Source organism: Vibrio sp. V10_P2A27P122 (genome assembly GCF_963874335.1).
GTDB classification, from domain to species: Bacteria; Pseudomonadota; Gammaproteobacteria; order Enterobacterales; family Vibrionaceae; genus Vibrio; species Vibrio anguillarum.
Map to the genome: position 1 here is coordinate 21991 of NZ_CAWNHY010000299.1, position 21073 is coordinate 43063.

The following is a 21073-nucleotide window of genomic DNA, read 5'->3' on the forward strand; positions in this document are numbered from 1 at the left end:
GCCGCGATTTTGGGGTCGCATTTTTTCATTCGACGTCTGTGAAGACGACACATAGGTAGATAAATGAGCGAAAAGTTACAAAAAGTTTTAGCACGAGCTGGTCATGGTTCTCGTCGTGAGTTAGAAGCTTTGATTAGAGCAGGACGTGTCAGTGTTAATGGCAAGGTAGCTATGTTGGGCGAGCGTCTAGAAGATGATAACGCGGTTGTGCGTATTGATGGACATGCTGTTTCCGTTAAAGCGCCAGAAGAGGTTATTTGTCGAGTGCTTGCTTACTACAAACCGGAAGGTGAGCTTTGTACCCGTCATGATCCAGAAGGTCGTCGGACGGTATTTGATCGTCTACCTAAAATTCGTGGTTCGCGTTGGATTTCAGTTGGCCGCTTAGATGCCAACACCTCAGGCTTACTTCTCTTTACTACCGATGGTGAATTGGCTAATCGCCTTATGCACCCAAGCCGTCAAGTAGAACGCGAATATTTAGTGCGTGTTTTTGGCGAAGTGAACGAGCAGAAAGTGCGTAACCTCGTTAAAGGGGTTGAGCTAGAAGATGGCTTGGCACGCTTTGAAGATATTGTTTACGCTGGTGGTGAAGGTATGAACCATACTTTCTACGTCGCGATTAACGAAGGCCGTAACCGTGAAGTTCGTCGTCTTTGGGAATCTCAAGATACCACAGTGAGCCGTTTGAAACGCGTTCGTTACGGCGAGATCTATTTGGACAAAAAACTGCCACGCGGCGGTTGGATGGAACTGGATCTTAAAGATGTAAACTATTTACGTGAATTGGTTGAACTGCGTCCTGAAAAAGAGACGATGCTAGATTTGAGCAAAGACAACACTTCACGTACTCGTGAGCGTGCGCGTAGCCAAAAAATTCGCCGTGCCGTTAAGCGCCATGAAGAGCGCGTAACGACGACGGGCAAGCCTAAAAGTCGTACGACCAATGGTACAACGACGAATGGTAAGAAAACTAACGGTACGACAACCAATGGCACAACTACTGGCCGTCGCAAGCCTGCTTCAAGTACCCGTAACAGTGGTGCCGATGGTAGCCGCGGCACTGGTCGGCCTCAAACTGGTAAAGCGAAAGCGCCACGTCGATAAGCGAAACTTTCTCGTTGCCTGTTAATTGATATTAAAATCCCGAGCTAAGCTCGGGATTTTTTCGTTTAATACATTGATAATAAAATAAAAATTAAAACAATAGAGTTGGTATTGAGCACTTGTGCATGATTGACATCCCTATGTTCATATTTTCTGGTATTTAAGTGAGTAGAGTGAAGAAACAGGCTACATGTGGCATGTATGGTATGGTTGACTAAATTTTAGTGATGCTACAATGTTACGATCATAAGCGGGTACATTTGGAGTCAGTTAAACATGGATAGAGCAGGCATCTCAGCCGTTAAAGTGGCACTTATCTACGCAACATTTGCCGTGCTCTGGATATTATTCTCGGATATGACAGTCGAATTATTGCTAGATAACGCCCAGTTGCGCGCTCTCGCTCAAACCTATAAGGGGTTGATGTTTGTCATTATTACCGCCTTACTTTTGCTCATGTTGGTGCTTAGAGGGAATCGCTTACTAGAAAAAGCCAATGATATGGACAGCCTCACTGGGCTGCACAGCCTTAGTATGTTTGTGCGTACTCTCAATATAACGATCAAAAAATTAAAGTCTAATGAGCGATTTATTCTTTGTTACCTTGATGTCGACGATTTTAAAAGTATCAACGAAACTCTGGGGTTTGAGCGTGCAGATGCATTTTTGCAGGATTTAGCTCACGATATTAACGAAATGGCTTTGCCCGGCTCATTAGTATCGCGCTTACATGCCGATCAGTTTGCCAGTTTTGTAAAGTTGAGTGACGCTGTAGATATGGATTCTCATGTTCGGAGCGTCCAACGTCTGTATACCCATCGGGCCAAGCAACACAATATTGAAACAACTTGCTGTATAGGTGTTGCCATTTACCCAGCCGATGGTATCAGTGCTAGAGAACTGATGGTTTCCGCGACTGAGGCTCTTAATGTTGCAAAGAAACAAAAGAATGCCATTCAGTATCATGACAAAACATTAACAGAAAAAGCGATGCAGCGCCGGCAAATGGTCCTCGACCTGCGCTTAGCGATCGACGACGATAGCTTAACGGTTGTATATCAACCTAAATATGACCTAAAAACATTAACAGTCAACGGTGTCGAAGTACTGATTCGTTGGAACCATCCTGTTAAAGGCGCTATCCCGCCTGATGTTTTTATCCCATTAGCCGAGGACAATGGCTTGACGGGCGCTATCTCCAAATTTGTGGTTGGAAAAGTATCACAGGAGCTGGGGCGTTCAGGAATATTGGGGACACAAATTAAACACGTTGCTGTTAATGTCTCCGCGACTGAGTTCAATAATGCTGATGAGATGTATGAACTCACGCGATTTATTCAGCAGCATGAGAATTTGAACTCATACATACGCATTGAAATTACGGAAACAGCAACGCTTACCGATATGAAAAAGAGTGTTGAAATTATTTCTAATCTGCAATCTAACGGGATTACTTTTTCCATCGATGATTTTGGCACAGGTTATACGTCACTTGCCATGCTCAAAGATCTTACTGTGGATGAAATCAAAATTGACCGCAGTTTCGTCTCTGAAGTAGAACATGATGATCGTTCAAGAACGATAGTGAATGCCATTATTGCTATGGCGCAAAGTTTTGACATCAATATTGTGGCAGAAGGCGTAGAGACAGCCAACCAATTGAAAATTTTGCAGGCAATGGGCTGCCAACAAGTGCAGGGCTACTACCTAGGACACCCAATGCCAGTGGAAGATCTCATTAACCATTTGTCCTTGAATATTAATTAAAAATCTCACCTATAAAATGAGTAGTACGCTCAGTACTTATTAAGCTGATGAGGTACGTATTTAGCGAGTTTGGTTGACTGCCGCTTCTTTGCAAGGCCGCTTCTTCACCCTCATGCACTGACTCTCAAAGCAAGAGGGCGAAGATTTTTCATACCAAGCTTCAGTTACCTAATTCAGCATAGTGTTCCTAAAAAAGATAAGTCTCATAACGAGCAAATGACAAACTATGGCTACAAGGTTTGCTGTAGTTGGAAATAGCGGCCTTGTTTGGCCAATAACGCTTGGTGGCTACCGTATTCTACGATTTCACCTTGTTCAATCAGGCAAATAGCATCCATTGTTTCTAACTCGACCAAGCGGTGAGTAATAAAGAGGACCGTTTTATGCGCAAAATGCTGTTGAAACAGAGCCAGAATTTGCTGCTCTGTTTGTTTATCCAAGCCTTCCGTGGGTTCATCGAGTAATAAAATTGAACCGTTGTGGAGCAGTGCGCGCGCGATACCGATGCGGCGTTTCTCTCCACCAGAGAGCTGACGGCCGCCGTCACCCAGCCATGCGTCCAAACCTAGATCGTCCAACAGAGTATGTAAACCGACTTGCGTTAAGGCGTGAGCCAACTGTTGATCGTTTGCGCTTGGATTGGCCATCGCGAGGTTGTCTCGCAGCGTGCCATTGAGTACATCTACACGTTGGCTAACCACACTGATGGTTTGGCGAAGTTCACTCTCATTCCACGCTGTTAAGTGGGTACCTGCAATGGAGACGCTACCTTGCTGTGGATCCCAATAGCGTGACAGCAGTTGCATTAAGGTTGATTTGCCAGAGCCTGTTTGTCCCACTATTGCAACGCGATGCCCTGCGGGAATATGGAGGTTGACACCGCGTAGCACATCTTGGCTGCTGTCAGGATAGTGAAAGGTTACGTCTGAAAATTCAATATCGAATTGACCTGAGTGCTGAGTTGAAGCGGTAGGAAATTGGACTTCAGGCTCAGCCAGAATAATATCGTTGAGGCGGCGAGCAGAAGTGAGTGTTTGTCCTAAATGTTGAAATGCACCAGCAATCGGCATCAGCAGTTCAAAACTTGCCATAGTTGCAAAAGCCACCAGTGCAATCATCGGGTCGGGTTGATTACCTGCCACACCATCGGCGGCAAGCCAGATCACTAACACAAGCGTCCAGCCATTAGCGAGCATGAGCAGTGCTTGTGCAAGGCCAGAAAAATGAGCGTTAGCCAATTGATTGACCAGCAATTTTTGCTGCGCTCTAAGAATCGCTTCACGGTAACGGTTTTCTGCACCAAACAGGGTCAGTTCAGTGTAGCCTTGCAACCAGTCAAGCGTTGCAATACGCAAATCCGCCTTGTGCTGGGTGAGCTCGGCACCATTACGCTGACCCAGTTTATAAAAGAGGACAGGCCACACGAGCAGTAGCGTCAGAAGAATTGCACCAAGGGTTAAGCCAATCGCAGGGTCGAACCAACATAAGAATGCCGTTAACGCACTAATGCCCAGTACACCCACGGTTACTGGGCTGATTAAGCGTAAATAGACGTGATCCATAGCATCGATATCTGCCACTAGACGGTTGAGTAAATCAGCGTCTCGGAGGTTTGACACACGTCCTGGGATCAGTGGCGCGAGTTTTTGGAAGAAGAAAATACGCAGATCCGTCAGCAGCTTGAATGTAGCATTATGGCTGACAACACGCTCACCCCAACGTCCTGCAGTGCGTCCCATGGCAAACCCACGTACAAACGCGCCCGGTAGCATGTAGTTGAATGTTTCACGAGCAATGGTTAAGCCAGCAATGGCCGCTGCGGATAAAAACCAGCCGGATAAGGTCAGTAGACCAATCGAGGCAAACAGGGTTAAAAAGGCCAGCAGCATACCGAGAGATAAACCAAACCAGTGCTTTTTATACAATTTAAGGTAAGGGATGAGATCACGCATCAAGGTTCCCCTTATTGGCTTCATCAAGCGCTTGATTAGCTTGTAACATATCGGAAAACAGACCCTTTTGCTGGCTGAGTGTATTGTAATCGCCTGTTTGAACTATCGCCCCATTTTGCATCACCAAAATCTGTTGCACCGATTTTAATGGTGCTAATTGGTGCGTCACGATTAAAGCGGTGTGGTGTTGAATTTGGCGGTTCAAACCTTGCATCACTAACTGTTCGCTGCGGGCATCTAAGCTGGCGGTTGGTTCATCAAGTAGCCAAAAATTGCCGTTTTGTAGCAGCGCGCGAGCAAGTGCAATTCGCTGAGCTTGTCCGACAGATAATCCACCAGATCGATCGGTGATGGCGTAATCCAAACCATGTTTGTCGACAAATTCAGCTGCATAGGCATTGTCTAAAGCCGAATGAAGCGCTTCGTCACTCATGTCATGCTTGCCGAGGCTGATATTCTCAACGATGGTTCCGTGCACCAATAGTGGGTTTTGCCCAACCCAACTGATCTGCTTACGCCAGCTGGTATGCTCAAGATCGCTCAGTTCAATACCATTAATTTTCAAACTGCCTTGGTAAGGCATGAAGCCTAAAATGGCGTTTACTAAGCTGGTTTTACCTGCACCGCTTGGCCCGACAAGCGCAGTGGTTGAATGGTTATCTAACGTAAATGAAATTGGACCGACCAAGCGTTTTCCTTCTGGGCTAAACACTTCGAGATCTTGCGCTACAATGTCAATCCGCTGTGCACCGTCGAGCGAGATAGATCCTGATTTCACCTTGCTGATGTCTGTTTCCAAAAACTCGACAATGCTTTCAGCCGCGCCGACAGCTTGTTGTTTGGCGTGATAAAAGGTGCCCAAATCACGTAATGGTTGATAAAACTCAGGCGCAAGGATCAAGATAAATAGGCCGGAAAATAGAGTTACGGCTGTACCGTAGTAGCCGAAATTCAACTCGCCAATAAAGCTAAAACCAAAGTAAACGGCGGTGATGGCGATCGATATCGAGGTGAAAAATTCTAACACTGCTGATGATAGAAAGGCGATTTTCAATACATCCATTGTGCGAGTGCGAAAGACTTCAGAAGCGCCTTTAAGCTGATCGGCTTCGGCTTGTGTGCGGTTGAATAGGCGTATTGTAGTCATCGACTGCAGGCGATCATAAAAGTGACCAGATAACCGCTGCAGAGCTTTGAAATTTTTACGATTAGCATCGGCTGCTTTCATACCGACTAAGGCCATAAACAGCGGCACTAAGGGTGCGGTGATTAAGAAAATCAAACCCGCCGCCCAGTTGACGGGAAAGACCACAATCAAAATCATAAACGGGATCAACACAGATAATGACATCTGCGGTAAATAGCGCGCAAAAAAGTCCTGCATGTTTTCGACTTGTTCAAGCAGTAATGTTGCCCATGCACCGGCAGGCTTACCTTTAATGTAAGCAGGCCCCAACTCGCGAACTTTATCCAGTATTAACTGACGGATATAAATGCGGATCTGCTCTCCGCAGCGAAAACCCGCAATTTCACGCCCCCATGCGCACGCGGCACGTGCGGCAATCGTCACCACCAAACCAAGAAAATAGGGAATGAGCTCTGCTTTATCAACTTGTTCAATAATCAGTTGATGCAGAATGGAGGCGAGGAGTGCGGCCTGAGCCAGCAAAAACACACTTGATAATACGCCAAGGCCAACAGCAATCATTAACCAGCGTTTTGCCAGTTTACTTTGCTGTTTGAGCCAATTATTCAAGCTACGTTGCTTTTTCTTATCCATTTCGAAGGCTTAATGAGAATTATTATGTAAACGGAAGGGCGGTAGTATACAAAATAAAGCCCGATGGATATACCACCGGGCTGTAGGGTTTTGTTATAAAACTGGAAAATAACCTTTTGCTTACTTGCCGTTCATGCCTACTTATCGTTCAAGCTATCTAGGTAACGTTCCGCATCTAAGGCGGCCATACAACCCGTTCCTGCCGAAGTGATCGCTTGGCGATAGTTGTGATCCATCACATCACCAGCAGCAAACACACCTTCAATACTAGTTTGAGTTGCATTACCATCAAGGCCAGATCTGACTACGATATAGCCTTCTTTCATCTCTAGCTTACCAGCAAACATGTCGGTATTCGGTTTGTGACCAATCGCGATAAAGACGCCCATCACGTCCAGATCTTCTGTCGTTTCTGATTGGGTGTGTTTCATACGAACACCCGTCACGCCAGTATCATCACCTAAGACTTCCTCTAAGGTACGGTCAGTGTGGAGCACTATATTGCCGCTTGCGACTTTATCCATCAGACGGTTAATCAGTATTTTTTCTGCGCGGAACGAATCACGGCGGTGGATGAGGTGAACTTGTGCCGCAATATTAGATAGATAAAGCGCTTCTTCCACAGCGGTATTGCCGCCACCTACAACGGCTACTTTTTGGTTACGATAGAAAAAACCATCGCAAGTAGCACAAGCGGAAACTCCTCGTCCTTTAAAGGTTTCTTCTGAATCTAAACCTAGGTAACGTGCGGATGCACCTGTTGAAATGATGAGAGCATCGCAGCTATATTCTGCACTATCGCCTTTAAGGCGGAATGGCCGCTGTGAAAAATCAACTTCATTAATATGATCAAACACAATCTCAGTTTCGAAGCGCTCGGCATGCTCTTTCATTCGCTCCATTAAAGCAGGGCCCGTGAGGCCTTCGGCGTCTCCTGGCCAGTTTTCTACTTCTGTAGTGGTCGTTAACTGACCACCTTGCTGCATACCGGTAACGAGAACTGGATTAAGGTTAGCGCGAGCTGCGTAAACGGCTGCCGTATAACCAGCCGGGCCTGAACCAAGAATAAGAAGTTTGCAATGTTTCACGTTGCTCATGGGGACTCCAGTATCGAAAATGCTCGAAAATTTAACACGATTGTAGGGAATATCTCGAGTCAATTAAAGCGATTACATGGGCTAGCTTAGAAATAATCGTTATATAGCCAAACTAAGCAATGATGGGACTTGGCTAATAAGTCAGCCAACGTGTTTTTAAGCAATTTCGGCCGCTGGCTTTAGCCGCATAAAGTAGTTGGTCGACTTCTTCACACAATGCTTGGAGGTCTAAATCAGTATTCGTTGCGGTCAACACGCCAAAACTCGAAGTGACGGATACCGATTCTCGTGATTCGGTTACAAAATGGTGATCTTCAATTTTTCGGCGCAAGGTTTCGGCAATTTCGCTAGCGATGCTTAAGTCAGTGTCGGGTAGTAAGATGAGAAACTCTTCCCCACCGTAGCGAGCGACAACATCGGAAGAGCGTACCGATGACTTAAAGATAGCCGCAATTTCCACTAATACTTGATCGCCGAAGGCGTGACCATAAGTGTCATTAATGACTTTAAAATAATCAATATCGGTCAAAATAAGGCTAATCGGTTTTGCATCTTCATTATGTTGGATCTGTTCGTCTAATTGCGCTGAGTCGAATGGTTCGGCGTTTTTTTTAGGTGAAGATTGACCTTTGAACCAAGTCTGTTGCCACATCAAAATCCGTTGTGCGAGTTTAATAAGCGCTTCGCTACTATTTTGGTAAGATTTGGATTGATGTTTTGCAAATCGTTCTTCCATGTAGCGTCGATTATACAAGCCAGTCAAGGTGTCCGTTTTGGCAAGCATGCCCATTTTGATGCGAGAGCGGTTGGCCCAGATAAATATGACCAATAATCCGATTAATGCAAGAGCAAGGAAAAAGACGATTTCACCTAATAGATGAAACGTTTTCTGATGGTTTTCAATTTCTAGCTTTTGAAGTACGTTGTTCCAGTTTAGATCCTGATTTTCATATTGTAGACGCTCAAGATCAAACAACATTTGTTGTCTCTGTAAGTTCTCTATCTGTTCAACATTGCGAAGTGTGAGCGATCGTAAATGATAAAAATCATAAGTTTCATAGGCTTGTTTGTAGTTGTTTTGCCCAGCATAAGCCTGTGCTGCCACTTTTAACAACTCTATCTGTTGAATAAGTAGATTTGATCTTTGCTTGATATGCACAATGAGTGGTTCTACAAATTCAATCACTTCACCGTAGCGTTTTTGTTCCAATAGATCTTGTGTTTGTAATAGCTGAAAAGTGGCAAGGTAGCCTGGTTGGCTTTCTCTGTACTGCAGTTCCTCCGCTTTTTTCAAGAAAAAGCGCATTTGATCTCGGTTGTTGGTATCTCGATAAAGCCGTGCAAGTTCAATGTTAATACGAAAGCGATGTCGCCCGTCACCCAGTATTTGTGCCAGCTTGAGTGCGGTTTTATAGGTTTCGATCGCCGCCGTGATTTGATTACGTGACTCTTGCAACTTAGAGATGTCGAGTAAGCTAACCAATTGGCTATAAGACATTTTACGTTGCTTGAAGTAACTGTAGGAATTTTCAAGTAACAGCTGTGAACGATCAAAATCTTGTAGCTGAACCAGTATTTGACCTAGACCGTGAGATATTCTCTCCATTAACTCTTTGTTATCAATGGATTTTGCTGTATCAATTGAGGTCATTATTGCGGCGTACGATTTTTTAAACTCGCCTTGCTCTTGGTAATAGAGACTTTTAGCTAGTAATACTTCTGATTCGATTTGTGCATTGTGATCGTTTCCTGCTTCAACTAACAGTGCGTCAAGTTTCGGCAACACGTCGACTTTTTGGTGCCGTAAAGCTTGAATCTCTCTTAGTTTGAGAGTGAGCGTTTCAACGTTGGTGTGTTCTGTTCGCTTTAATCCTAATTGTGCCGCTTCTAAGCTCCTATCATATTCCTCTAGTAGCCCATATACAGTGGCTTTGGCCAAATAGTAACGAACAACGAGAGCGGAAGGCTGTGACAATATGATGTAGTCTTCTTCTAGTTCACTAATTTGTGCTTTTGCCTTGATCGGTAGTGAATAGGTGATCTGCTCAATGCCCTCCAATGCTTGGAGAAATTTATCTTTAGGATCCATAGCCGCATAGGCATTGATTACACTGAAACCTAATGCGATGAAAGTCCACAGTGTGACTTTAATACTAGAGTTCACGAGTTGAGGATCTCCTTATCAGTTGAGCGATGTTTCAACTAAGTCTTAATAGTCAAATATATCAATTAGTTTGATGATCTAGTATTAACTTTAGTCTAATTTTTGGCATGGCTTACTACTTAAATGGTGCTAATTTCGAGTTAATGAGATGCTATATGGCTCATGGATTAATACATGCTAAATTTAGTCGAATCGAGTTGATAAATTAGTTACTGATATGTCCTTTAAACCCGCCCATGGTCTACATACCATTCCTACATCATCCTAATGTTGGTAATTCATTGTTTTTAAAAGCCTATTAACCTTGAAGTAGTGAGCTTGTCTAAAAATCGCTATGTGTCATGCTCGCTATTGGATGTTAATTCTTATTTTTGTGATTATTTAAGTATTAAATTTTATATTGCTAGTCACATACAGATATAACATTCATTTTTACTTGAATGTGCAATATTAGTGCGTATCCTTAATGTAAATTAATTGTTAATTTAATGTGTCCAATAATTTGATTAAGGAGCTGGTGATGTTAGCTGTACACGAAAACACTTTACAGATTACGCAATTAAGTCAAAAAGCGATTCAACAACTTGCTCCCTCCTTTGCGCAATTACCACATACGGAGCATGCTGATGGTCAGTATCGTTTACGGCGCTACTCTGTGGTTCAATTTAACCAAGGGAAAGTCGAGGCGTTGGACAAGCATGACTTTATGCAAACCGATCAAATCAATCATTTTCAAGGCAACATTAAGCGTCATTTCGATCCTATTTTACCCTCTACGTTACAAAGTGAGGGGATGAGAGAAGTGTGCGAGGTGTTTGTGAGTACGAATGGTCTGCCTAATGGGCAAGAGATTGAAATCCATCAGATCCGAATTGCTGCTGTGTTTGATGAGACGCAAGTCGCGCCAGAAGGTGTCCATCAAGATGGTTTTGATCATATTGCGTTGGTGGGGGTGAATCGCCACAACATTGTCGGCGGTGAAATTATGCTTTATCAAGACTGCCATGAAGCCCCTTTCTTTCGGAAAGTGTTAGAAAATGGTGAGATTGCGATGCTCGCGGACAGTAAGTTATGGCATAACGCTTGTCCTATTCGCTCGATTGAGCATGGGCAAGAAGGTCATATGGATGTTTTTGTGTTAACCGCTAAGGATGGCCGAAATGATCTTCACTCCTGAAAAAGTGCGTACCCAGTTTAGTGCTTTGTCGCAAAAATATCATGGTAAGTCAGTGAGTTTCTTAGATGGTCCAGGTGGCTCGCAAGTACCTAAGTCGGTAATAGAAAAAATGAGTGAATATCTGGGCCATTTCAACTCTAATTTGGGCGGACACTATTTTTCAAGCCAAATTACCACTGATTTAATGCAGCAGGCTCGTGAGTCGGTGCAAGCGCTTCTGAACGCTGAGTCATCAGGAAATATTGTATTTGGCGCGAATATGACCTCGTTGACTTTTCAGCTAAGTCGAGCCATTAGCCGAGATTGGCAAGCGGGCGATGAAGTGATTGTTACTGCGCTTGACCATTACTCCAATGTCTCCAGTTGGCAGCAAGCGGCGCAGGATAAGCACGTTACAGTGCACCAGGTAAAGGTGAACCAACAAGATTGTACTTTGGATGTTGAGCACTTACTGTCATTACTCAATCCTAAAACAAAGCTGGTAGCGGTCACTTATGCTTCGAATACCACAGGATCTATTGTCGATGTTAAACGCATTGTGGATGCGGCGTATCAAGTCGGCGCGATGGTGTATGTGGATGCCGTTCACTATGCTCCGCACCATTTGATTGATGTACAAGAATTAGGCTGTGATTTTTTAACCTGTTCGGCATATAAATTTTTTGGTCCACACGTTGGTATCGCTTATATCGCTTCGCAGTGGTTACATGCACTTAAACCCTACAAAGTTGAACCTGCAACCAATATTGGTCCGGGACGTTTTGAAACGGGTACGCAGAGTTTTGAAGGTTTGGCAGGCGTGATTGCTGCAGTGGAATATTTGGCGCAATGGGGAGACGCGAGTGGCTCGTTAAGAGAGCGTTTGATCGATAGTTTCATTCAATACAACCAGCATGAACGCCAATTAAGTGAGTATTTTCTGTATAAACTTAAAGGATTGAGTTCGGCTAAGCTCTATGGCCTGACCAAGGCTAACAGTGAGCTACGTACACCGACCTTTGCCATTCGCTTAGCTAATCACCACCCAGAATTTGTGGCCAAAACATTGGGCGAGCATAATATTTGTGTGTGGAATGGGCATTTCTATGCGCTTGGTTTAGTGCGTCAGTTAGATCTTGAAAACAGCGGTGGAGTTGTCCGTATCGGTTTTATGCACTACAACACGCGCAGTGAAATTGACGCTTTGTTTGATGTCTTATCCACATTAGCGTAACCAAAGTGGCCCGGAAATCTGTCGAAGGAAAGGTTTCTGGGGCGCAGTGCCTCTTTTAGCTTTCATCTTCGGTTGGCTCTAAGGGTAACTCTTCGATCACAATTGGCTCTTTGGGACCTAAAAATTTAGGTTGAGTATTCGTGATATAGAGATCTAAAAATGCTTTCGTACGAGCAAAGACCTCACGCAGCCTCACTTTAAAACCAGAACGAGTTGTTGGCCCTGCAACCGCTAAACACTGAGCATTAATGTTATGGTAGTTGGCAATAAAGAGTGCTCGCTCACAATGAAATTGTTGAGAGATGATCAAAAAATTGTCGGTTTCGAAGATACGTTTTGCGCGAACAATGGAGTCCAAAGTACGAAATCCTGCATAATCTAAGTAAATATTCTCACTTGGGATTCCAGCGCGCAGCAGATCGCGTTTCATCGTCCACGGTTCATTGTACGAACGGTGAGCATTATCACCACTGAGTAAAAACCCTTTTACCTTGCCTTGTTCATACAAAGCGATCGCGGCTTCAATTCGGTGGGTATAATAGTCATTGAGCGTTTTACCCAAGTACTTACTGGTTCCAAGTACAACAGCGACTTGGAATTGACCGACTTGATTTTGCTCGGTGACGATTTGTTTTTCGGCCTGCCAACTGACCCAGCGATCAATGCCAAGCACAAAAAGGCTTGAAATGAACAACAGTACAGACACGTAGCGAAGCAGCGTGTGAACCCGCTTTTTCCAAACAGGGCGAGAGTGATTTGAAGATGAAAATTTTAACACTAAATTTGACGGTTCCTTTGTGCCCAGATCCCGATAGCAATAAAGCAGAGCATAATAATGCTAAACATCATGCCTGATTCTAACTGCGAAAGTGTCCGAGCAAGGTAAGGGCTCGCTTTGATGATCACCAAACCGTAGCCGAAAGCGTTAATCAATATAAACGTAAATGTGCGAACGACAAAGTGTTGGTTGCGCATTAGCTTGCGCATCGCGGCGTTAATCTCTCCACCGAGCATCACGAGCAAACAAGCGATCAATGCAGTTGATATCTCCGTTAAATACGGTGATAAGTAATGCCCTGCGGGCGCTAAAAAGTTCATCATATTGACTCACAGAAAAAGCCCCTAAACATCAGCCGAAGCTTAGGGGCAGCGGAGTAGGAGCTTAGAAAGCAGTGCGTTTGTAGCGACGGTATACTGGCTGCCAAAAATGCTGCTCAATGGCGGTTTCTAACACATCATCTGGGATCTCCAGTGCAACGCCTTGCTCAATTGCTTTTTTCGCTACCGCAAACGCAATTTTCTTGGAAACGGAGTGAATGGCTTCCAGTGGCGGAAGTAACGCACCATGCCCATTAAGCGCCAGAGGCGAACAGTTGGCGAGTGCACGGCTTGATTCCATCAGCATCTCATCAGTAACTCGACGTGCATTGACCGCCAGTACGCCTAAGCCGATACCAGGGAAAATATAGCTATTGTTGCATTGCGCAATTGGGTAGGTTTTACCGTTATGCAACACGGGAGCGAACGGGCTGCCTGTGGCGACGAGTGCTTCACCGTTGGTCCAACGGATAATGTCATTGGGCGTCGCTTCAACACGGCTGGTTGGGTTCGATAGTGGGAAAATAATCGGGCGTGGGCAGTGTTTATGCATCTCTGTGATAATCTCTTCACTGAATAGTCCCGGAGCCCCAGAAACACCAACCAACACCGTTGGCTTGCCATTTTTCATTACTTCCAATAATGAGAAACCATTACCTTCAGTGTTCCAATCATGCGTGTCTTTGTTTTTTTGCACTAGGCGCTGTTGGAAATCAAGTAGGTTAGGCATTCCTTCTTGCAGCAGACCCCAGCGGTCAACCATATAGACTTGAGAACGAGCTTGAGCATCTGAAATACCTTCTGACACCATTTGCGCGATGATTGCTTCGGCAATACCACAGCCTGCAGAGCCCGCACCAAGAAAAGCGATACGTTGCTCGGAGAGTTGACTGCCCGCGGCTTTGCATGCGGCCAATAGCGAACCTACAGTCACCGCCGCAGTGCCTTGAATGTCATCGTTAAAACAACAAATACGGTTTTTATAACGCTCTAATAGTGGCATTGCGTTCTTTTGTGCAAAATCTTCAAATTGGATAAGTGCATCAGGCCAGCGACGTTGCACCGCTTGGATGAACTCTTCTACAAATGCATCATATTCGGCCCCGGTAATCCGAGGGTGACGCCAGCCCATGTACATCGGGTCAGCCAAGCGCTGTGGGTTATTGGTTCCAACATCGAGCACGACCGGTAAAGTATAAGCAGGGCTAATACCACCACATGCGGTATAAAGTGCCAGTTTGCCGATAGGAATACCCATGCCACCAATTCCTTGGTCGCCCAAGCCGAGAATGCGTTCACCATCGGTCACTACGATAACTTTTACGTTATGGTTCGCTGCATTATTGAGTAAGTCATCGATGCGATCTCGATTCGGAAAGGAAATGAACAGACCGCGGCCGCGACGATAAATATTTGAAAAGTTTTCACACGCGGCACCCACCGTTGGTGTGTAGATGATGGGCATCATCTCAGTGATGTGGTTTTGTACTAAACGATAGAATAAGGTTTCGTTGGTATCTTGAATATTACGCAGATAGATATGCTTATCCATATCACTTTCAAAGCTGCAGTATTGTTGGTATGCGCGAACAACTTGTTCTTGTATCGTTTCCGTCGTTTCAGGAAGCAGGCCTTCTAAGTTGAAGGAACTGCGCTCTTCAGCACAAAATGCACTGCCTTTATTGAGCAAAGGCGTGCTGAGTAGAGCGGGGCCCGCATAGGGAATATAAAGAGGGCGTTTATCATTATTCATTGTCGGCCTATTTTAGGGTAGAAGGGAACTCAAAAATGATAACGGTTTACTCATGAGATTGTAAATAGACGAGCGGCGACACATGGCACAGAATACTGAAGAATGCCGATAAAAACGGTAGAATTCTCCGTGTTAATTGCTGAGGGCATCAATGTACACATTTTTGTCTATTGGTCTCCTTAAGCAGAGATTTCAAAAGTAGTGTTGAGCGATGATTACTTTAAGTGATAAAGCGACTTTTTGTTCACGGTTTGAAATATTAATCAATCAGACACATATGTCAGTAAGTCTGTTTATGCCTTGTTACAAATCTGGTTTTGATATAGCCAATCCATTCGGTTTTAAGGCATAAAAGACTGTTTTTTTATATCCTATTGCTATATGAACAATCATGGATGATATTGAGTACAGTGTGCTGCCAATTTGTCGGGGGACAAAATGAATACACAAGAAAGGAGACGGGTGGTGTTTGATTACACTACATTTCTTGGTGCGTCATGTAATAAGAAATGGACATTCCTCGAAGCCATGACGTCATTTGCACCGATTTTTGGTACGGTATGGAAAGACAGCATTAAAGAATTATCAAGCCCAGAGGATCGCCTATGGGAAATGGCGTTGAAGTCGTTATCAACACGCCGTAGTGATGAAGCGAATTTAATTTCACTGGTGAGATTGGCGAAATTAGAGGGGATTGAAGAGCTAAAATTAGTAATGCCGTATGCGTTGGATTCTGAACAGATCCAATTGATTCAAAATAAAAGCCAATCTTTGATAAAAAATACAAAACCAGACGAATTTATTATCACCCTGTAAGGGGATAAACCGATAACGGGGCATATTTAATGTCCCGTTATTGTTGAGTACTAGTCAATCAAGCCATATTGAGAACGCAGGATCGTAATGATCTCTTGCTTTGGGTTTTGGCTTAATACGATCGGTTGGCCAACAATTTTCTCTGCAATCGCAAGATAGGTGTTGGAAATATCCATCAATGCAGCCAAAGGCAGCGCATTATCACGTGCAAGCGCTTCTCGCTCAGCCATCCGTTCTTTGTTGAGTAAAATATCTGGGTCAGGGAAGTAGTTGAGCAAGAATTGACGAAAACCCTCTTTCGAATTTTCCACAATACGTCCTTGCTGATAGGAAGCACTGTCCCAGATGCGAGAAGAGTCCGGCGTACCCACTTCATCCATATAAATGAGTTTCTCAACGCCGTTGGCATCGGTGACATAACCAAACTCAAACTTGGTATCGACGAAAATTTGCTCTACTTGGTAGAGTGCATGGCTAATGACGCTGAAGCCTTCTTTTAATAGCTTTTCGTACAAGGCAATATCTTCGACACGACTGAAGTTAAAAGCGGCAAAATTCTCTTCAATATTATGACGTGAGATATTGACATCATCGGCTTCTGGAACACCGGGAATGCCTTTTAAGATGCCTTTGGTTGATGGTGTAATGAGCAGTTCTGGCAGTTTTTTATCTTTCTGCAAGCTTTCTGGTAATTGAATACCACAAAAATCTCGTTCACCTTTTTCGTAAGCACGCCACATTGAACCGGTAATATACTGGCGACAAATCGCTTCAATTTTGATTGGCTTGGCTTTTTGCACAATCCATACAAAAGGATGGGGAATATCTAAAATATGGCTATCGGCTAACCCGTTCTCTTGAAATAGCTTAAACCAGTGGTTTGAAATCGCGTTCAATGCCGCGCCCTTACCCGGTACACCTTTGATGCCACCTTCGGCATGCCAGATACAATCAAAAGCAGAAATACGGTCACTGATTACCATAATGGCTAAAGGTGCATCAGGAGCAACGTTGTAACCTTTTTCTTTGATCAAACGCTGGCTATCTTCTGGAGTTAGCCAATAAACAGAGCGAACTTTGCCGCTATGAACAGGTTGGTGAGTGCGAATTGGGAGGTCGTCATTGACGGCAAGGATTTGATCAGCAAGGCTCATTTAGACATTCCTATCTTTTTCAAACGTCATACAGAGAAGATATCGCTTAGCTCAACACTAATAAGGATATCGATAAACTGTGCGCATCATACCAGAACTATTTTCTGCTGCCAGATAAAAAGCAAACGATTGCCTTTTGTTTGAAAAATTAAGCAGTGGTGAGTTGAATTCAGGAGAAAAGATGCAGTTCTGAGCCGATAAAGCGGCAAACATTGAGATAAAAGCGAAGTAAATAGAGGGGCGATAGCTCGCCAAAAGCCACATATGTGACTTTGGCGAGTCGCACTGAGGATTATTAGGTTTAACTGAGTAAAATTAAAATAGTTCCTGTCAGTGTCATCAGTATATTGGCGATAGCATAGGTGCCAGCATAACCCAATGCGGGAATGGTCGATTTTGCGTAGTCGTTAACGATATCCATCGCCGGTGCGCAAGTTCGTGCCCCGATAATCGCACCAAATAGAAGCGCGCGGTTCATTTTCAAAATGTACGCACCGACCAAATAGGCAAAGACGACTGGCACCACACTGACTAAAAATGCAAGGCCGATCACTTGTACACCCACTTCTGAGAGGTGCTGGAACATTTTCCCGCCAGCACTTAAGCCAATGCCTACCATAAAGAACATCAAACCTAGGTCTTTGACCATATTTAATGCCCCTTGCGGTACATAGCCGAAAGTGGGGTGGTTGGCTCGTAAAAAACCAAGCATAATGCCAGAAAGCAGTAGCCCAACCGCGTTGCCTAAACCGAAGGAGACTTGTCCAAAGGTCATGGTGATCAAACCAAACAAAATGCCGAGAATAAAGAAGCTACAAAAGGCGAGTAAATCGGCCATTTGACTATGGATAGAGATGAAACCGATTTTATCGGCCAAGCCTTGAACACGGCTTTTTTCACCACTGACTTGCAGCACATCACCTTTGGCAAGCACAATGTCTAAGTCCATTGGCATTTCAATTTGTGCGCGTATCACTCGGTTCAGGAAACAGCCATATTCGGATAAATTCAGATCCGATAGGCGTTTACCGGCAATACTGTCACTTTTTACGACAATTTCCTCTTCAGAGATGCGCAAATCAAGTAGGTTGCGATCAAACACCTCTTTGCCATTTCGAAAGCTAGGGTCTAGCCTTGCATGGCTGTCAGGGAAGCCAACCAGTGCAATTTCATCCCCTTCTTGCAAGATGGCGTCACCGTCAGGATGGGCAAGAATGCCATTACGTCGGATGCGTTCAATATAACAACCGGTTTGGCGATAAATACCAAGCTCACGTAAATTGCGCCCATCAATCCAGTTGATCAACTCTTGACCAACGCGATAGGCACGGATGATGGGTAAATAGACTTTGCGTTGACCGCTGCCACCCAAACCACGCTCTTGAGCAATCTGTTGAGCAGAATCAGAGAGGTTTTGTTTTTGCAACTTAGGCAGTAACTTGGCAAACATGATCATACTGATAAGGCCAATTAGATAAGCCATCGCATAACCCACCGAAACATTATCTAAAATAAGGGATAAATCCATATTTCTTGGAATGGTGGCTAGCCCGGAGTTTAACGCATCTTGTGCGCCTACTAATACGGGGGTGGAGGTTAATGCACCTGCCATCATACCAGCAGCTAAGCCAAAATCGAGGCCGAGATAATAGCTGCCAAAATAGGTAATCCAAGTGGCGGTAATGAGCACCACTAAACTTAAGATGAGATAATGTTTTCCGTCACGGAAAAATATGCCAAAAAAGTTAGGGCCAGCTTCAATGCCGACACAATAGATGAACAGCATGAAACCGATGGTTAAGGCTTCAGCATTGAAGGAAAAACCAAGGTGCCCCATGATGAGAGATGTAATTAACACCCCAATAGAGTTGCCCAGTTGTAAGCTACCAAAACGAATTTTGCCAAAACCAAGGCCAATCGCTAAGACAACAAAAATAAGAAGAATAGGGTTCTGATCAAGCAAAAGTACGACGTCGATATTCACGGCTCAACTCGTTATGTGTGCCAAGTGGGGTAGGTAAAGTGTGGGAATTGTATCTGAATATTGCAAAAAGATAAGTGAAATTTGTGACAATTGACATTTCATTGACCTAATTTGAGAGAAAGAGCCATTTATTTATAAATAGCAAAAACCCGCTAAAAATCAGCGGGTTTTTATGTTTCTTGGTTTTATTCGTCGAATAAGCCTAAATGTTCTTTCGCATAAGCTTCGAAATCAGTGCAACCACCGATGTGTTCTTGATCAATAAAGATTTGTGGCACAGTTTCAACCGGTTTACCCACTGTCTTTTCTAAATCAGCTTTGCTGATGCCTTCCGCGTGAATATCGACATAACGATAGTTAAAATCATCGCGTTTTAATTTCAATGTTTCAGCGTGTTCTTTTGCGCGAACACAGTAGGGGCAACCAGGGCGGCCAAAAATAACAACGAACATAGCTTTCTCCTTCATTCTTGTTGCATGCAACTATGCCCGATTCAAGGTCGGAAATAAAGTGGCATTCACCAGTTACTTCAATAGGTAAAAGCTATTGCTTATTCCTTAATCAAAGCAAGCTTACCTCTCGATGGTGTTGGGAATAGATCAACAATGGCTTGGCTGTGACATGCCGCATAAACTTGTGTTTTTTATGTGGTTATTTGCTCCACATTGCACTGCATCAAAAAATTTTTTTAACGATAGGTGCACTCTAAACAGAGCTAATCTAGATGAGAGAAAAGGGAGTTATTCATGTTCCAATTTATGACGGCGACGCGGATCATTTTTGGAGAAGGAGCGTTATTGAATTCACTTTCTGTTCTTAACCAATATGGTTATAGCGTACTGCTGGTTTCGGGAAAAGAACAACAACGAGCTTCCCCTATTGTTCAATACCTGAAAATGCAGAATATGCGCTATCAGCATGTAGCTATTGTTGGTGAACCTAATATTACCATGGTGGAGGAAACGGCCATTTTAGGCCGACGTTTTCAACCGGACATGGTCGTTGCTATTGGTGGCGGTAGTGTGATTGATATGGGCAAGGCACTCGCGGCAATCATTCCTAACCAAGGTAACGTTTATGATTATGTGGAAGTGGTTGGCCGAAATGTGCCGTTAAAGACAAAACCGCTGCCATTTATTGCTATTCCAACCACCGCCAGTACGGGATCCGAAGTCACGCGTAATGCCGTGTTGAAATCGGGACAAGACAAAGTAAAAGTAAGCTTGCGCAGCCCAGATATGCTGGCAGATGTTGCGATTGTTGACCCCACGTTGACCTATGGTACCGACAGTTACACATCTGGCAGAGGCGCAATGGATGCTTTTACGCATTTAATGGAAGCCTATGTGTGTGGTGAACCCAATCCACTCACCGATATGGTCTGTGAAGAGGGGCTGCGCAAACTCAGTCGTTCTATATTGCCAGCGTGCCGAAAAGATGATCATAAAGCGCGAGCGGATCTCTCTTTTGCAGCAATGCTTGGAGGAATGGCGATTACCAATGCAAAACTTGGCGCGGCACATGGCTTGGCATCGGCATTGGGAGGGAAACTTGATGCTCCACACAGCGTGATCACGGCGCGTTTGGCCCCTCATGTTATGCGAGAAAACATTCGAGCAGCGCAAAAAGCAGGGCGAAATGATGTACTTACACGTTATAAAAAAATCGCTCAAATTGTGACTGGCAGAACAAATGTTCACGTTGAAGATGGCGTGCTGTGGGTGAAAATGATGTTAGATAAGTTGCAACTACCTAAACTCAACCAGTTTGGTGTGTGCAATACCTCGTTTGATCGCGTGGCGTTAGATGCTTTAAAGTCGGTCGCGATTAAAGGTAACCCTTTGCCTTTAACACAAGAAAGGTTAATCCATATATTAAATCAAGTTTGCGAGTGCCAAGGTGAGTGTGAGGAGTGGCAACCGAATTCATCCAATCAGGTAGAAGTTAGGCATGATCCAGTCGCGCCTGAAAGTAGCAAGCAAAGTTGATAAAAAAACGGAGCAATTGAGCT

Annotated in this window: 16 protein-coding genes; 6 read left to right on the forward strand and 10 right to left on the reverse strand. The window is 44.3% G+C overall.

Annotated elements, in window-relative coordinates:
• The first annotated feature begins 63 nt into the window (after nucleotides 1-63).
• The gene (gene rluB, locus AACQ17_RS16500; protein WP_013857138.1) at nucleotides 64-1107 is read left to right on the forward strand and encodes a 23S rRNA pseudouridine(2605) synthase RluB; all 1044 of its coding nucleotides are present in this window, start codon (nucleotides 64-66) and stop codon (nucleotides 1105-1107) included.
• A gap of 276 nt (nucleotides 1108-1383) precedes the next feature.
• The gene (locus AACQ17_RS16505; protein WP_094147831.1) at nucleotides 1384-2874 is read left to right on the forward strand and encodes a putative bifunctional diguanylate cyclase/phosphodiesterase; all 1491 of its coding nucleotides are present in this window, start codon (nucleotides 1384-1386) and stop codon (nucleotides 2872-2874) included.
• Nucleotides 2875-3104: 230 nt separating this feature from the next.
• Here the strand turns inward: AACQ17_RS16505 and cydC are convergent, their stop codons facing one another.
• From cydC to AACQ17_RS16525, 4 genes are all read right to left on the reverse strand, one after another.
• The gene (cydC, locus tag AACQ17_RS16510; RefSeq protein ID WP_094147830.1) at nucleotides 3105-4826 is read right to left on the reverse strand and encodes a heme ABC transporter ATP-binding protein/permease CydC; all 1722 of its coding nucleotides are present in this window, start codon (nucleotides 4824-4826) and stop codon (nucleotides 3105-3107) included.
• Nucleotides 4819-6606, reverse strand: coding sequence for a heme ABC transporter permease/ATP-binding protein CydD (gene cydD / locus AACQ17_RS16515; RefSeq protein ID WP_094147829.1), 1788 nt, complete (start codon nucleotides 6604-6606; stop codon nucleotides 4819-4821). Before cydD ends, cydC begins: the two co-directional genes overlap by 8 nt.
• A gap of 137 nt (nucleotides 6607-6743) precedes the next feature.
• A complete protein-coding gene (gene trxB / locus AACQ17_RS16520; protein ID WP_094147828.1) occupies nucleotides 6744-7703 on the reverse strand; it encodes a thioredoxin-disulfide reductase in 960 nt (319 codons plus the stop codon).
• A gap of 133 nt (nucleotides 7704-7836) precedes the next feature.
• On the reverse strand, nucleotides 7837-9867 hold the full coding sequence (locus AACQ17_RS16525; protein WP_094167819.1) for a GGDEF domain-containing protein: 2031 nt from the start codon (nucleotides 9865-9867) through the stop codon (nucleotides 7837-7839).
• A 520-nt stretch (nucleotides 9868-10387) separates the two neighbouring features.
• On the opposite strand from AACQ17_RS16525, the gene AACQ17_RS16530 reads away from it, so the two are divergent.
• Both AACQ17_RS16530 and AACQ17_RS16535 read left to right on the forward strand, forming a co-directional pair.
• Nucleotides 10388-11044, forward strand: a complete 657-nt coding sequence (locus AACQ17_RS16530) for a 2OG-Fe dioxygenase family protein (RefSeq protein ID WP_161439592.1) — start codon at nucleotides 10388-10390, stop codon at nucleotides 11042-11044.
• A complete protein-coding gene (locus tag AACQ17_RS16535) occupies nucleotides 11019-12257 on the forward strand; it encodes a cysteine desulfurase-like protein (RefSeq protein ID WP_094147805.1) in 1239 nt (412 codons plus the stop codon). Before AACQ17_RS16530 ends, AACQ17_RS16535 begins: the two co-directional genes overlap by 26 nt.
• Nucleotides 12258-12312: 55 nt before the next feature.
• Here the strand turns inward: AACQ17_RS16535 and AACQ17_RS16540 are convergent, their stop codons facing one another.
• From AACQ17_RS16540 to AACQ17_RS16550, 3 genes are all read right to left on the reverse strand, one after another.
• Nucleotides 12313-13062, reverse strand: coding sequence for a SanA/YdcF family protein (locus AACQ17_RS16540; RefSeq protein WP_026028824.1), 750 nt, complete (start codon nucleotides 13060-13062; stop codon nucleotides 12313-12315).
• On the reverse strand, nucleotides 13035-13358 hold the full coding sequence (locus AACQ17_RS16545; RefSeq protein WP_017042030.1) for a DUF3392 domain-containing protein: 324 nt from the start codon (nucleotides 13356-13358) through the stop codon (nucleotides 13035-13037). Before AACQ17_RS16545 ends, AACQ17_RS16540 begins: the two co-directional genes overlap by 28 nt.
• A gap of 61 nt (nucleotides 13359-13419) precedes the next feature.
• Nucleotides 13420-15108 (reverse strand): NAD-dependent malic enzyme, encoded by a 1689-nt coding sequence (locus tag AACQ17_RS16550; protein WP_017044631.1) that lies wholly within the window; start codon nucleotides 15106-15108, stop codon nucleotides 13420-13422.
• Between the two features lie 438 nt (nucleotides 15109-15546).
• Between AACQ17_RS16550 and AACQ17_RS16555 the strand changes: the two genes are divergently transcribed.
• Nucleotides 15547-15924, forward strand: a complete 378-nt coding sequence (locus AACQ17_RS16555; RefSeq protein ID WP_026028577.1) for a hypothetical protein — start codon at nucleotides 15547-15549, stop codon at nucleotides 15922-15924.
• 50 nt (nucleotides 15925-15974) lie between these two features.
• Here the strand turns inward: AACQ17_RS16555 and AACQ17_RS16560 are convergent, their stop codons facing one another.
• The 3 genes from AACQ17_RS16560 to AACQ17_RS16570 all read right to left on the reverse strand — a co-directional run bounded on the left by AACQ17_RS16560 (nucleotide 15975) and on the right by AACQ17_RS16570 (nucleotide 19514).
• Nucleotides 15975-17078: a phosphoribosylaminoimidazolesuccinocarboxamide synthase gene (locus tag AACQ17_RS16560; protein WP_094147364.1), complete on the reverse strand. Its 1104-nt coding sequence runs from the start codon at nucleotides 17076-17078 to the stop codon at nucleotides 15975-15977.
• A 301-nt stretch (nucleotides 17079-17379) separates the two neighbouring features.
• Nucleotides 17380-19062 carry an aspartate:alanine antiporter gene (locus tag AACQ17_RS16565; RefSeq protein WP_013857120.1) on the reverse strand — a complete coding sequence of 561 codons (1683 nt, stop codon included), beginning with the start codon at nucleotides 19060-19062 and terminating at the stop codon, nucleotides 17380-17382.
• Nucleotides 19063-19247: 185 nt separating this feature from the next.
• Entirely contained in the window at nucleotides 19248-19514 is a 267-nt protein-coding gene (locus AACQ17_RS16570) for a GrxA family glutaredoxin (RefSeq protein ID WP_010320195.1), read from the reverse strand.
• A 294-nt stretch (nucleotides 19515-19808) separates the two neighbouring features.
• On the opposite strand from AACQ17_RS16570, the gene AACQ17_RS16575 reads away from it, so the two are divergent.
• A complete protein-coding gene (locus tag AACQ17_RS16575; RefSeq protein WP_094133527.1) occupies nucleotides 19809-21050 on the forward strand; it encodes an iron-containing alcohol dehydrogenase in 1242 nt (413 codons plus the stop codon).
• Nucleotides 21051-21073: the final 23 nt, after the last annotated feature.

What these genes read in the sequence shown, in the direction of transcription:
- AACQ17_RS16560 (WP_094147364.1), bottom strand. Translation starts at nt 17,078, where the DNA reads ATGAGCCTTGCTGATCAAATCCTTGCCGTCAATGACGACCTCCCAATT.
- AACQ17_RS16545 (WP_017042030.1), bottom strand. Translation starts at nt 13,358, where the DNA reads ATGATGAACTTTTTAGCGCCCGCAGGGCATTACTTATCACCGTATTTA.
- AACQ17_RS16535 (WP_094147805.1), top strand. Translation starts at nt 11,019, where the DNA reads ATGGCCGAAATGATCTTCACTCCTGAAAAAGTGCGTACCCAGTTTAGT.
- AACQ17_RS16505 (WP_094147831.1), top strand. Translation starts at nt 1,384, where the DNA reads ATGGATAGAGCAGGCATCTCAGCCGTTAAAGTGGCACTTATCTACGCA.
- AACQ17_RS16570 (WP_010320195.1), bottom strand. Translation starts at nt 19,514, where the DNA reads ATGTTCGTTGTTATTTTTGGCCGCCCTGGTTGCCCCTACTGTGTTCGC.
- AACQ17_RS16555 (WP_026028577.1), top strand. Translation starts at nt 15,547, where the DNA reads ATGAATACACAAGAAAGGAGACGGGTGGTGTTTGATTACACTACATTT.
- AACQ17_RS16530 (WP_161439592.1), top strand. Translation starts at nt 10,388, where the DNA reads ATGTTAGCTGTACACGAAAACACTTTACAGATTACGCAATTAAGTCAA.
- cydD (WP_094147829.1), bottom strand. Translation starts at nt 6,606, where the DNA reads ATGGATAAGAAAAAGCAACGTAGCTTGAATAATTGGCTCAAACAGCAA.
- AACQ17_RS16575 (WP_094133527.1), top strand. Translation starts at nt 19,809, where the DNA reads ATGTTCCAATTTATGACGGCGACGCGGATCATTTTTGGAGAAGGAGCG.
- cydC (WP_094147830.1), bottom strand. Translation starts at nt 4,826, where the DNA reads ATGCGTGATCTCATCCCTTACCTTAAATTGTATAAAAAGCACTGGTTT.
- rluB (WP_013857138.1), top strand. Translation starts at nt 64, where the DNA reads ATGAGCGAAAAGTTACAAAAAGTTTTAGCACGAGCTGGTCATGGTTCT.
- trxB (WP_094147828.1), bottom strand. Translation starts at nt 7,703, where the DNA reads ATGAGCAACGTGAAACATTGCAAACTTCTTATTCTTGGTTCAGGCCCG.
- AACQ17_RS16550 (WP_017044631.1), bottom strand. Translation starts at nt 15,108, where the DNA reads ATGAATAATGATAAACGCCCTCTTTATATTCCCTATGCGGGCCCCGCT.